The 12,130-nt window shown below is 36.3% G+C and carries 10 protein-coding genes; 4 read left to right on the top strand and 6 right to left on the bottom strand.

All coding sequences use genetic code 11. The features are described from left to right. Positions 1–58 precede the first annotated feature (58 nt). A complete protein-coding gene (locus tag CSE16_RS17110) occupies positions 59–934 on the top strand; it encodes a 5'-3' exonuclease (RefSeq protein ID WP_099425007.1) in 876 nt (291 codons plus the stop codon). A gap of 36 nt (positions 935–970) precedes the next feature. On the opposite strand, the gene CSE16_RS17105 is transcribed toward CSE16_RS17110, so the two are convergent. The 4 genes from CSE16_RS17105 to CSE16_RS17085 all read right to left on the bottom strand — a co-directional run bounded on the left by CSE16_RS17105 (position 971) and on the right by CSE16_RS17085 (position 5,566). Beyond that, positions 971–2,113 (bottom strand): Ger(x)C family spore germination protein, encoded by a 1,143-nt coding sequence (locus tag CSE16_RS17105; RefSeq protein ID WP_099425006.1) that lies wholly within the window; start codon positions 2,111–2,113, stop codon positions 971–973. Beyond that, a complete protein-coding gene (locus tag CSE16_RS17100) occupies positions 2,110–3,546 on the bottom strand; it encodes a spore germination protein (protein WP_099425005.1) in 1,437 nt (478 codons plus the stop codon). The genes CSE16_RS17105 and CSE16_RS17100 overlap by 4 nt, the downstream gene beginning before the upstream one ends. Beyond that, complete coding sequence (locus tag CSE16_RS17095; protein ID WP_099425004.1) at positions 3,539–4,630, bottom strand: endospore germination permease; 1,092 nt, start codon at positions 4,628–4,630, stop codon at positions 3,539–3,541. The genes CSE16_RS17100 and CSE16_RS17095 overlap by 8 nt, the downstream gene beginning before the upstream one ends. 399 nt (positions 4,631–5,029) lie before the next feature. Further along, positions 5,030–5,566 carry a C39 family peptidase gene (locus CSE16_RS17085; RefSeq protein WP_099425003.1) on the bottom strand — a complete coding sequence of 179 codons (537 nt, stop codon included), beginning with the start codon at positions 5,564–5,566 and terminating at the stop codon, positions 5,030–5,032. A gap of 243 nt (positions 5,567–5,809) precedes the next feature. Between CSE16_RS17085 and CSE16_RS17080 the strand changes: the two genes are divergently transcribed. After that, a complete protein-coding gene (locus tag CSE16_RS17080) occupies positions 5,810–6,334 on the top strand; it encodes a sigma-70 family RNA polymerase sigma factor (RefSeq protein WP_099425002.1) in 525 nt (174 codons plus the stop codon). Continuing rightward, on the top strand, positions 6,303–7,733 hold the full coding sequence (locus CSE16_RS17075) for a hypothetical protein (protein WP_099425001.1): 1,431 nt from the start codon (positions 6,303–6,305) through the stop codon (positions 7,731–7,733). The genes CSE16_RS17080 and CSE16_RS17075 overlap by 32 nt, the downstream gene beginning before the upstream one ends. Before the next feature lie 59 nt (positions 7,734–7,792). On the opposite strand, the gene CSE16_RS17070 is transcribed toward CSE16_RS17075, so the two are convergent. Both CSE16_RS17070 and CSE16_RS17065 read right to left on the bottom strand, forming a co-directional pair. After that, a complete protein-coding gene (locus CSE16_RS17070; RefSeq protein WP_099425000.1) occupies positions 7,793–8,971 on the bottom strand; it encodes an MFS transporter in 1,179 nt (392 codons plus the stop codon). Positions 8,972–9,147: 176 nt separating this feature from the next. Beyond that, positions 9,148–9,465, bottom strand: coding sequence for a thioredoxin family protein (locus CSE16_RS17065; protein WP_099424999.1), 318 nt, complete (start codon positions 9,463–9,465; stop codon positions 9,148–9,150). A gap of 252 nt (positions 9,466–9,717) precedes the next feature. On the opposite strand from CSE16_RS17065, the gene CSE16_RS17060 reads away from it, so the two are divergent. After that, positions 9,718–12,102 carry a 3-hydroxyacyl-CoA dehydrogenase/enoyl-CoA hydratase family protein gene (locus tag CSE16_RS17060; RefSeq protein WP_099424998.1) on the top strand — a complete coding sequence of 795 codons (2,385 nt, stop codon included), beginning with the start codon at positions 9,718–9,720 and terminating at the stop codon, positions 12,100–12,102. Positions 12,103–12,130: the final 28 nt, after the last annotated feature.

The raw sequence follows: 12,130 nt of genomic DNA, 5'->3' as shown, positions 1-12,130 counted from the left end.
TTATCAAAGTTATCTTTTGATATAATAGTGTTTTGTAATAGAGAGAGGACGTTTATTTATGACAAAACCACATTTATTAATTGTTGATGGGATGGCACTGTTATTCCGTTCATATTTTGCTTCAGCTGCAATGAACCAGTTTATAAGATTGGAAGATGGTACACCTTCTAATGGAGTGCAAGGATTTGCCCGCCATGTGTTAACGGCACAAAATATTATGAAACCTACGCATTTAGCTGTTTGTTGGGATATGGGTGCTCATACATTCCGCAATGAGTTATTTGACGGGTATAAAGCGAACCGACCTGCACCACCAGAAGAAATGCTACCACAATTTGATATGGCTAAAGATGTTTCACAAATGATTGGCTGGCAAAACTTTGGTGTTAAAGGACTTGAAGCGGATGATTTAATAGGCTCGATGATTGGAAAATGGAAAGATGATGCCCAAATTACTGTTGTTAGTGGTGATAAAGATTTATTGCAGTTATTAAACCCGACAACAACGATTGCCTTTACGAAAAAGGGTTATTCTGAATATGATGTGTATACAGAAGCCCGATTTGTCGATGAATATGGGATTGTGCCAAAGCAATTTGCCGAGGTGAAGGCTTTTATGGGAGATGCGAGTGACGGCTATCCAGGGGTAAAAGGGATTGGCCCTAAAACCGCATTGCAGCTCATTCAAAATCATGGTTCTATTGATGAAGTTTTAGCAGCACTACCAACATTAAAGCCAGGTCAAAGAAGTAAAATTAGCGAAAATGAAGAAATGCTTCGTTTATCCCATAAATTAGCAACCATCAATTGTGGTGCGCCAATTTCTGTGGATTTAGAAGCATTACGGTTAGAAAATTATTCACCTTCAACATTTGATTTACTTGAGCAAGAAGGATTTCGTCTTATCGCGAAACATGCACGTTCATTATATTGAGGAAAAAGAGGCCATCTAACTTAAGTTGGTCTCTTTTTATCGTGGTATTTCAAGCGTTCTTTTCCCAATTGTTTGGACAACTTCCACATTGAGGTTTCGTATGGAATTTTCCGTTAAGGGGACTTTTCCATCTTGCTCAATATTTTTCCACTCACGTATATGATTTCGGTAGACGGTTTCGGATAGTCGATAAACATCGGCTTGAATTTTGATACCCTCTTCATATGTTCTTTTAATTTCTTCTTTTACCGTTTTTTCAATTTTTTCAATGAGTTTTTTAGTTTGCGCTTTGTCGATCGTTTCAGTTATTTGTACAATTAATTTGACATCAATATCAAATTGAATCGGGTTTTCTGAAATAACGGCACGAATTTTAGGATCTACATTTTCAATAACGACTGTTACAGCAGGGTCGCCGAATCCCTCCATTTGAAATGTCAATTCACTGCGTCTAGTATCGCTTGTCATAAATTGCATCCCTTTGACATCCTGCTCGAGAAGAAAGCCCAATAAGCCCTCCTTCTCCGAAATAATGCCAACGCCTGTAACGGAATAAACAGTATCCCTTTCTTTTTTTGTTACCCAATTTTTCGAATCTTCTACATAAGGTATTATTGCTTCGTGACTCGGTTCATCTAAATAAAGTAATACTTCTCGAATGTTCATCGGCTCGATTAGTGAGGATTGACTATATGAATTTAAAGGGTCAGATAACTTCGATAAGGTAATGGCTTTATTAAGAATTGGTGACGTCAACATAAGTTCTTCCAACGGGGTTTTTGTTACATATACCCAGGCGTTATAACGTAATTCTCGGTATTTAATTAAAGTGTTAATGATATTTCTTACTTTGTTTTCTTTCGCGACGTTTTCCGAGAAAATGACATACGTTAAATGACCAAAAAATAAGCGCTCGTCCATTGTTTTATATAAATTAAAAAAGGCTTCATTAAACGTTCTTCCTCTTGCGATTCCAACCTCAATCTGAATTGCATCGGAGTTTGAGGGCTGCTCGGATTTTGCGATATTTGTAAAATCGATAATTTGAGCATAGATTTCATATTGTCCATCTACAAAATCGAAAGCTATCCCATGAAGATAATACATGCGCTCAGGTTGATTTGTGTCCCAACAACCAGCTAAAAGTAAAAGAGGTAAGAAAAAAAGATACTTTTTCATTTTTTACCTTCTTTCGTTTTGTCCTGTGGTTTTAACATGGCAGGACGTTCTTTAATGGCATCTGGGGGGAGACGAAATAATGATTTAGAAATATTTTTCCAGCTTAAATCTGCACCAACGTTAAGATAAGGCACGCCATAAACACGGATATTCGATAAATAAATTAACACTATATATATGGAGAGGAAAAAGCCGAACAACCCTAATAAAGCTGTAATTAATATAAGAGTGACGCGCATTAAGCCAATACTCGTGACAAGAGATTGATTTACTAATGTAAAAGTAGCAATTGTAGAAATTGCGATAACAACAATCATCGCAGGACTTGTGACCCCTGCTCGAATTGCTGCATCCCCGATAATTAAGCCTCCTACAACACTAATTGACCCTCCGAGAATACTTGGTAAACGTAATCCCGCCTCTCGAAAAAGCTCGAACATTAATAGCATGATGAGCATTTCAACACTAGATGGAAGGGGGAGTCCTGTATTTGATTGAACGACCGTAGCGAGCAGCTGAAAAGGTAACTGCTCTTGATGAAAGGTCGTTAAAGCTAACCAAAACGCAGGTAAAAGTAGCGCTACTAATACACTTCCGAGCCTTAATAAGCGCTCGATCGAACTAATAATCATGGGATAATCATTGTCCTCACCTGATTTTAAAAGCATTAATAAATTGGTAGGCGTAATGATTGCATAGGCAACCCCGTCCACAAGTACAATAAATCGACCGGTAATGAGGGACTGCAGAGCAAAATCAGGGCGACCTGTCGTATCATTTACTGGGATAAAATAAGAATACTTATTTAAACGTTCCATTAGTAATTCTCCACTTAATACAACATCGGTATTAATCTCAAGAAGCTGTTGTTTTAATTCCTTTAACGTATCAAGGTTCGCAATATCTTGAAAATATAAAATCGCAACTTTAGTTTTCGACCGTACCCCAATTGTCAATTTTTCAACGGCTAAAGATTCTGTCGGTACTCTTTTTCGAATTAATGCAATATTAACAGCTAAATCCTCAATGAAATTGTCGCGAGGCCCTTTAATAAGCACTTCAAGACTCGTTTCTTCAGGACTTCGATTAGGTTTACTTTCAATATTGCTAGAAAGTAAAAGCTTTTGTTCTTCAATATAAATTAAAACAAAACCACCATATACATTCGTTACAGCATCATTTAACGTTGTAACTTCCTGCAAGTCTGGAAGGTACAATTGTTTTGGAATCTTCAATGGATCAAGTGGCAATTCTTTATTATCACAAAGGGCTTGTAACCGCGGAACAATGACTTCATTTAGTAAATATTTATCCGTCATCGCTTCACATGTAATTAAAATGACGTTGCTTGATTGAAATTCATACGTTTGGAAACGGACATCTGCACTTTTTTCGAAAAGCTGCTCTAAAGTAATTAAATCAATTTTATGCATTTTTCTCCGCCTTACTATTCGTTCTTTTTCTTAAAATGACGTTAAAGATAAATGCCAAAAGGAAAAAGAACAAACCTGTACTTATTAAAAAATATTTACCTTTTAGTTCAATAAATATACTGTCATTTAATAAAAACAGCGGTAAAGTGCAAAAGATAAAGGCAGGTGCGATTGTCTCCATAATTCTTTTTTTCTGTTGAGCCATTCCTAATAACTCTATTACTATGAATATAAGAAAGCCAATCCGTACAAAAGCCCCAGTTAACCATTGGTAAATGGAAAGGAAATCTAAATGCTCAATAAAACGCCCGATCGTTGCTAATCGCCACTCTTCATAGGCGGGGTAACGTTGAGTAGCTGCTTCAGCTGGACCGAACTCCATGATGGCACCAACGAGTGGACCTATCGTTAATCCAAATAATAAAAAGAGCATAATGAGGAAATGCGAAAACTTTAATTTTTTCTTAAAATGATGTTGGATAAAAACAAATAATAATAATTCAACAAATCCTGATGCAGGATATATGATTGATTTTAATATGGGTGTCATGCCATGTTCGAAAATAGGTAACAATAACTTAGGATCCTTTATTTGCATATTTACAAATGCTACGAAAAAACCAAGAACGACTACCCCAAAAAGGACAATTGTATTAACAATCGTAATACTTTGAATTGGAGACATAGCAAAAAGTACACAAACGATGGCATAGGAAAAAAAGAGGATCAATACAGGTGTCTCGATTAGAAAAGTGACTGATACCCATTGCAGTGTTTCACGCATGGTCATGGCCGCCATGACCAATAAATAAAACGCAATAAAGTAAATGAGGACTTTTCCAACTTTAGGATGATTATTTAATAAAACATCTCTAAAAGAATTGTTTCCTAGTTTTTTTTGAATGGAAATTAGGAGATAAAGCCATGGAATTATAATAATCGTAGCGATAATGACTGAAATCCAAGCATCTCGGCCAGTTGTTTCTATTAATGAAGGAATTATCGTGACATGGTTTTTTAACCCGATAAATGTCATAGACAATAAAATTATATGAGCAATACTAATAGAGCCACTAGTTTTCATAACACACCTCGCTCTTTTTAATGAAAGTATTTCCATAAAAACCGTGGCGTATAACATTTTTTGAACAGGAAAAATAAAAAAGACGTGGAAACAAATGCTTCCAGCGTCTTTTAAAATTACTTATAATCAACTCTGATGTATGGTTGTAATTGGAATGGTTTCGGTGCGATATTACGATCATTCCATTGAGCAAACCAACGCTCAACTGGATAAAAGTGATATACACCTTACCAATGATCTGATGTATCATAAGGATCAGTAAAAAATTTCTTTCCAATGTCCGCCCCAGTCTGTTCATTCAACCATAATTGGACGATGGCGATGTAAATAGTGTAAACATAGGTAGTAGATAAAATAAAAAAACATTTTGATTAGCAACCAAAATGTTTTTTTGTTTATTTAGTGAAATAACCCATCAGTTGGCTCGATTTTAAGGAAGCTTAATACTTTTCGGTTATCATCATAATGGAAGGAGCGGATTTCACTGTCTCGATTTGACCCGCCATTATCATGAATCATTAAGTACAGCTCATTATTTTTAATTTCATAACCAATTAAAGGTACCCAATGATAGTGGAACATTGGTTTCTTTTTTGATAAAAATTGACCAGTAGAATAGGCATCGAACTTTAGGGCAACGGGGTAACCTAAACGTAATTGTTGGATGGCCTCTGTCAGTGTACACTCTTCAACAAACCAACTTTCACCGAGCAGACGTCTTAAATTTCGAATCATGCGCCATTTGAAAAGGCCAATTCTCGATCCACCCAAAAATGTATAAAGTTCATTAATATCCATTTTGGGTACGGTTTCATCTTTACATAAATAGTTTAAAATAACATGCGCTGTAGTTGGTCCACATGCAGAGTTTTGATACTCCGCGCGTACAACGGAACTATACTGAGATATACCTTTAACATTGAGAAGAACGCGCAAAACATCACCTCCGTTATATTTAAATATTATACACACAATCAATTACACCTCTGCGTAATTGCGTCCAGATGTTTATCGAGCTCTCTCGATAAACACCCCTATTAACTTGATTCAGCCGAGGTTTGAACCCCCACTTATAGAAATAGAGGACTTCTGCTGAAACAAGTTAAAATTCATTTCATTTGAAACTATTATTCAAAGAGCTCCGTCTAACGTCAAACTAAAAAAAGGGAGGTGTCTACTATGCAGTTAGAACAATTTGTTCGGATGCACGGAGAAGAGCTGTTACGTCTTGCCGTTACATATGTGAAAAACACACAAGTTGCTGAAGATATTGTACAGGATGTGTTGCTAAAAGCATTTGAGCAACAGCAGCAGTTCCGTGGTGAATCAACTTACCGCACGTATTTATATAGAATGACAATCAATCGTAGTTATGATTATTTACGCAGTTGGAGCTACAAAAATACCATATTAACAAATAAAATCCAGAAGATATTCCGAGGCACAAAATCAGCCGAGCAACAAGTAATTGAACTTACTGAAAACGCGCGCCTCGGTCAGGCAATTTTACAGCTACCTTTAAAATATCGAGAAGTCATTATTTTATATTATTACAAAGAATTCAATATCGAGGAAATTGCGCAGCTGTTAAGTAAATCCAGTAATACAGTGAAAACAAGATTAAGGCGTGGGCGAGAAAAATTAAAATTCATATTAGAGGAGGGTGGATGGGATGACGAATTCTCGCATAAAGCAAGCCATTGATGAAACAATTGGCAAAGAACCACTATTAAATGACGCATTTGTTGAAAAGGTGCTGACAAAGAAAAAATCGCGCAAAACACTTCAATGGATTCAGCCTGCTATTGCACTTTGTATGATGCTTGTACTTGGAGTTGCCCTTTACTTTCTTCCTAACGAATACGAACAAACAGCAACAGTAGTAGAGGTGAAAGCAAGTATATTGCCGAAAGAACAGCGGGAAGTGGTCGTAAAGTATTTTGATGCCATTTCCAAACAAGATGCGAAGGCACTTCAGAAAGTTGCTAATGTTAATACGGAAATGGTATTGAAGGAGTATAGTATTTTTGATTTTGAACAACCACTTGAAGTTGTAAAGACAATCGATGAAGAAGAACGAGTTTTACTTTATATAAAACTAACTGCAAGTGATATAAATTTCTTAAATGAAATTCAGTATGTAAAGGCTACAGGAAAAATAGAGCTAAGTGAGCAGCAATTATTTTATTCGTATGATGAAATTGAATTTCCCCAGTCAATTGATTTGGAATTTCGTCCAGCCGGATATGCAACAGAGATGTGGAATTTCGATTTAAATGCCCAACAACAAGCATACGAAAAAGTAACGTTTGACGATGGTACGCTACTACATCAGTTAAAATATAAAGAGGGAACACTGCGTGTGATTGAAACTTTGGAAGGCAAGTTTTTTGATTTAGGCATTTTTAGTGATGGACCTGCTACTTTCTTTAATGGAAAACCTGGAGAATTATTTATACTTGATGAAAAAACGTCAATTGTGACACTCCTCTTTAAGCGTTCGGATGGGAACTACCAAATGATTAATGGTGACTTACAAGAGGATAAAGGGATAACATCGTATTTGCGGGATTTTCATGACGAGCCTTTCTTCTTTTGGGGCGGACAAGAAGCAAAAGTTGTGACAGTTCGAAATGGTGAATTAGTTAGTGCAAATATTTTTGAACATGCAAAATTAGACGGTCCAAGCCAATTTTACAGTGTGGAGATGATTGGTCCAAACGTACTGCTTAAATATAATGAAGACTTCTTCCAAAAATCAGAACATTACAGTATGTTGGATTTAGAGAAGCTAACTATAGATAAGGTGACGTATGAAGCAAAGGAAAGCCATTTACAAAATATAGTTTTTATCAATCGAGAAAATTATTACAATCAATATGAATTTTATGGGAATGATATGAAGATTAAATTGGCTCCAGAAGATGTGGAGATTGATGGGAAGTCCGAAAAGATTTATAAAAATATAAAAGTGCGTGTAGATGGGGAAAAATATTTTCTTACTGGTGATGATGGTTTTACATTACAGTTAACGCGAAAGGATGAGCGAACTATTTCGGATGAAAAAGGGAATGAGTACATTACGAATAGTAAATTAGAATAAATGAAAAGGCTACCCGACAAATTAATAATCGGGTAGCCTTTCGCAGTTGCTCAAAAGCATTAACTATTTTGAGTGAGCTTTGCACCTTTCCACATGAATGTGAAAATAGTTGTTAAGATTAATATAATTAATCCTGCAATAAACGGAAATAAAATTCGAATATCGTAAAGTGCACCAGCAAGAAGCGGGCCTAAAATATTTCCGATACTCATATAAGCATTGTTCATCCCCATTGCAAAACCTTGTTCATTTCCTGCTAATTTTGAAATAAGCGTTGTGAGTACAGGTCGCAAAATTGAGGTAGCAAGGAAGATCATTAATGAAATGATAAAGAACATTTCGTATGTTTTAGCGATGATTGAGAGGGAAAATCCAACTGCTGTAACGATTAAAAATAGTTTCAGAACGTTTAATTCTCCAATTAATTTTACAACGCGGTCTACAACGAAAAGTTGCATAATGACACCAACAAGTCCTGTTGCGGTAACCATAAAGGCAATTTGTTGTGGTGTAGCACCGAATTGATCGTTTACATATAATCCAAGTACCGTTTCATAGGCCATTAATCCGAAACTCATAATAAGGGTAATAACTAATGGGATGAAGAACGGTTTTTTCACAGATAAAATAACGTCTTTTATCATCGATTGATTTGGCTCATTCGACATTGCCATTTTTTCGGTTAAGCTTTCCGGCAATGTGAAGTATGATACGACAAATGCTAATAATCCAACGATAGCTGAAACTAATAATGGTGCTTTTAAACCATATTCAGCTAAAAAACCACCAATACCTGGTCCGATAACAATACCTAAAGACATTGCTGCTGAAATAAAGCTATTACCTTTCGCACGTTGATCCATTGTTGTAATGTCCGCAACGTAAGCATAAATAGCTGGGATTAAAAGGGCACAGCCGATTCCACCGATTGCTCTTGAGATATATAGTAAAACAATGGAATCTGCAAAATAGAAAATAAACATGGAAATGGCTAATATAAGTAATCCGGCATTAATGAGCGGGCGACGTCCATATTTATCTGCCCATTTCCCACCAATCGGAGAAACTAAAAATTGAGCGAAAGCAAAAATGGCGATAATTAACCCCGCCGCAGTTCCGCCTTGTCCGATTTCTTTTAAGTATGCGGGGATGATTGGAATAATTATCCCAAAGCTCCCGACTGCAATAAACATATTTAACATTAATAATGCTAATTTTTTTCGTTGATCTGAAGTCATATAAACTCCTTTCTTAATACAAAAATTTGCGCGTAGTAGTCCATTGTATTACGGATTGATGACAATGACAAATAGGGGAAATAGATAGAAAATTCTCACCTTTATGAGGGGGATTTTATTGCAACGAAAAAAGCGAATCTAAAGGAAAATCCTCTTAGATCCGCTCTTTCGTTGTATTACGCTTGTGCGTTTAAAAATTCTTCTACTTGTGCAGGTGATTTTGCATTTGCACTGTGTAGGTGGGCTAATTTCTCACTGTTTTGGAAGATTAATAATGAAGGAATCCCCATTACTTGATACTTCTCGGCTAATTCTGGGAAGTTGTCACGGTTGATTGAATACCATTCATATTGAGAGTACTCTTCAATAATTGGATCGATAAACATATCCATGCGTGTGCAGTCTGGGCACCAACCAGCGAAAAACTTAAGTAATACTTTTTTGTCTGTACCTGTTAGTTCGTTAAATTGTTCAATTGTTGTAATTTCTTGCATTTCAATCACGCTCCTTATGCCCATTCTACACAGAATAAACGATTACGAAAAGTAATTAAACTCCAGAAAGCTTATAAACTTTACTTTCCTTTGCTATTTTTTAAGTAGAATAATAAATAATTAGAATATTTAGAGAAAAATATTGCGAAATTTAGCAATATAAACTACACTAAGAACAGAAAAGCTGTTTGAAGTTTTTTTTTCATTTGAAAATGAATGACTGTTCATTCAAGGGAGAAGGGGGAAGTGTTTGTGTCTTATAAAATTCAAAAAGCAGCGGTATTAGGTTCAGGGGTAATGGGTTCAGGTATTGCAGCGCATTTAGCAAATATCGGGATTCCTACATTATTATTAGACATTGCACCAAAGGCGTTAACGAACGAGGAAGTAGCAAAGGGGTTAACATTCGATTCCAAAGCGGTGAAAAACCGATTCGCTAACGGCGCCATGCAAAAATTATTAAAACAAAAGCCAGCGCCACTTTCAGTGAAGAGTAATTTAGCGCTTATTACACCGGGGAATTTCGATGACGATTTAGACAAATTAAAAGATGTTGATTGGATCATCGAAGTTATTGTAGAAAATTTAGAAATTAAAAAGGGATTATTCGAAAAAATTGATGCTGTACGTAAACCAGGAACAATTATTTCATCCAATACATCAGGGGTAAGCATTAATGCGATGGCGGAAGGACGTTCAGAAGATTTCCAAGCACATTTCCTTGGAACGCATTTCTTCAATCCACCACGTTATTTAAAATTATTGGAAGTAATTCCGTCAAATATGACGAAGCCAGAAGTTCTAAGCTTTATGCAAGAATTTGGTGAAGATGTTCTTGGTAAAGGGGTTGTTATCGCAAAAGATACACCGAACTTTATTGCCAACCGTATCGGTACATATGGCCTTCTTGTAACGATGCAGGAAATGATTGCACGTAATTATACAGTAGGCGAGGTTGATTCGGTAACGGGTCCAATTATTGGTCGTCCAAAATCAGCTACATTCCGTACGCTTGATGTTGTCGGTTTAGACACATTTGTCCATGTAGCAAAAAATGTTTACGACCAAACAACAGGTGAGGAACAGGTAGTTTTTGAGGAATCACCAATTTTAAAAAGAATGCTTGAAAATGGCTGGTTAGGCGCAAAGACAGGTCAAGGATTCTTCAAAAAAGAAGGGAAAGAAATTTTACAATTAAATTTATCAACAATGCAATATGAGCCATCGAAAAAGCTAGCTACGCCTTCATTAGAAATGGCAAAGCAAGCAAAAGGACCGGGTGGCAAATTAAAAACATTAATTTATGCCAATGACCGTGTGGGAGAACTTCTATGGAATTCATTTGCCCCGATGTTAATTTACTCGGCAAAACTTACAGGTGAAATTGCGGATGACATTTTAGCGATTGATAACGCGATGAAATGGGGCTTTGGTTGGGCACAAGGACCATTTGAAATGTGGGATGCCATTGGTGTTGAAAAATCCGTTGCAAAAATGACCGAAGAAGGTCGCGGAATTCCTTCCTTTGTTACAAATCTATTAAATAAAGGATTCTCAACATTCTATTCAGAAATTGATGGTGACGTAGCTTACTTCAATGGAACAGAATATGTGAAAGTTCCGGTAAATGAAAAAGCAATCGATTTAAAACGTTACAAGAAAAAACATGGTGTCATTAAATCAAATTCAGGTGCAAGTTTAATTGATTTAGGAGATGGTATTGCTTTATTAGAATTCCATTCACAATCCAATGCTATTGGCTTAGATATTATCCAGATGATCAATTTCGCGATAGACGAAGTGGAAAAAAACTATAAAGGTCTCGTAATCGGAAACCATGGCAAAAACTTTTGTGTCGGTGCGAACCTTGGCATGATTTTAATGGAAGCACAGGATGATAATATTTTTGAACTTGATTTTGTAATCCGGTCGTTCCAGCAAGCGATGCGTCGTATTAAATACAGCGTAAAACCAATCGTAGCAGCACCATTCCAAATGACACTAGGTGGAGGTGCAGAAGTATGTTTACCTGCTGCACATATTCAAGCCTCGGCAGAAACATATATCGGATTGGTGGAAGTTGGGGTTGGCTTAATTCCAGGCGGAGGAGGAAATATCGGGCTATATGAGAAGTTTATAAAGGGCTTACCAAACGGTGTTGATATTGACTACCAAGCCATTGCGAATAAAGTATTTGAAACGGTTGCACTTGCGAAAGTTTCTACTTCAGGTGAAGAAGCGCGTGAAAATAACTTCTTAAATTTCGCAGACGGGATTTCTATTAATCCAGACCACTTAATTTATGATGCAAAACAAGCGGCACTTTCACTTGCAAATGCAGGCTACACACCACCAATGAAAAAGGCTGTAAAAGTAGTTGGGGCACCAGGTTATGCAACATTATTGCTAGGTGCACAAGGTATGTATAATTCTGGATTTATTAGTGAGCATGATTTAAAAATCGCTAAAAAACTTGCGTATGTCATTGCAGGCGGCTTAGTACCATATGGAACAGAAGTTTCGGAAGACTATTTATTAAATCTGGAAAAAGAAGCATTTTTAAGTTTAGTAGCTGATCAAAAATCACAAATGCGTATGCAGCACATGCTTGTAAAAGGTAAACCATTACGTAACTAATATTTTATGTTTAGTGGCAATAAGAGTC

It is taken from the genome of Solibacillus sp. R5-41, assembly GCF_002736105.1.
Lineage (GTDB): Bacteria > Bacillota > Bacilli > Bacillales_A > Planococcaceae > Solibacillus.
Note: the sequence above shows the minus strand (reverse complement) of the source record. Positions and strands in the feature narration are given on the sequence as shown.

Excerpts from the sequence above, each read along its gene's own strand:
- CSE16_RS17110 (WP_099425007.1), top strand. The coding sequence starts at position 59 with ATGACAAAACCACATTTATTAATTGTTGATGGGATGGCACTGTTATTC.
- CSE16_RS17105 (WP_099425006.1), bottom strand. The coding sequence starts at position 2,113 with ATGAAAAAGTATCTTTTTTTCTTACCTCTTTTACTTTTAGCTGGTTGT.
- CSE16_RS17100 (WP_099425005.1), bottom strand. The coding sequence starts at position 3,546 with ATGCATAAAATTGATTTAATTACTTTAGAGCAGCTTTTCGAAAAAAGT.
- CSE16_RS17095 (WP_099425004.1), bottom strand. The coding sequence starts at position 4,630 with ATGAAAACTAGTGGCTCTATTAGTATTGCTCATATAATTTTATTGTCT.
- CSE16_RS17080 (WP_099425002.1), top strand. The coding sequence starts at position 5,810 with ATGCAGTTAGAACAATTTGTTCGGATGCACGGAGAAGAGCTGTTACGT.
- CSE16_RS17075 (WP_099425001.1), top strand. The coding sequence starts at position 6,303 with ATGACGAATTCTCGCATAAAGCAAGCCATTGATGAAACAATTGGCAAA.
- CSE16_RS17070 (WP_099425000.1), bottom strand. The coding sequence starts at position 8,971 with ATGACTTCAGATCAACGAAAAAAATTAGCATTATTAATGTTAAATATG.
- CSE16_RS17065 (WP_099424999.1), bottom strand. The coding sequence starts at position 9,465 with ATGCAAGAAATTACAACAATTGAACAATTTAACGAACTAACAGGTACA.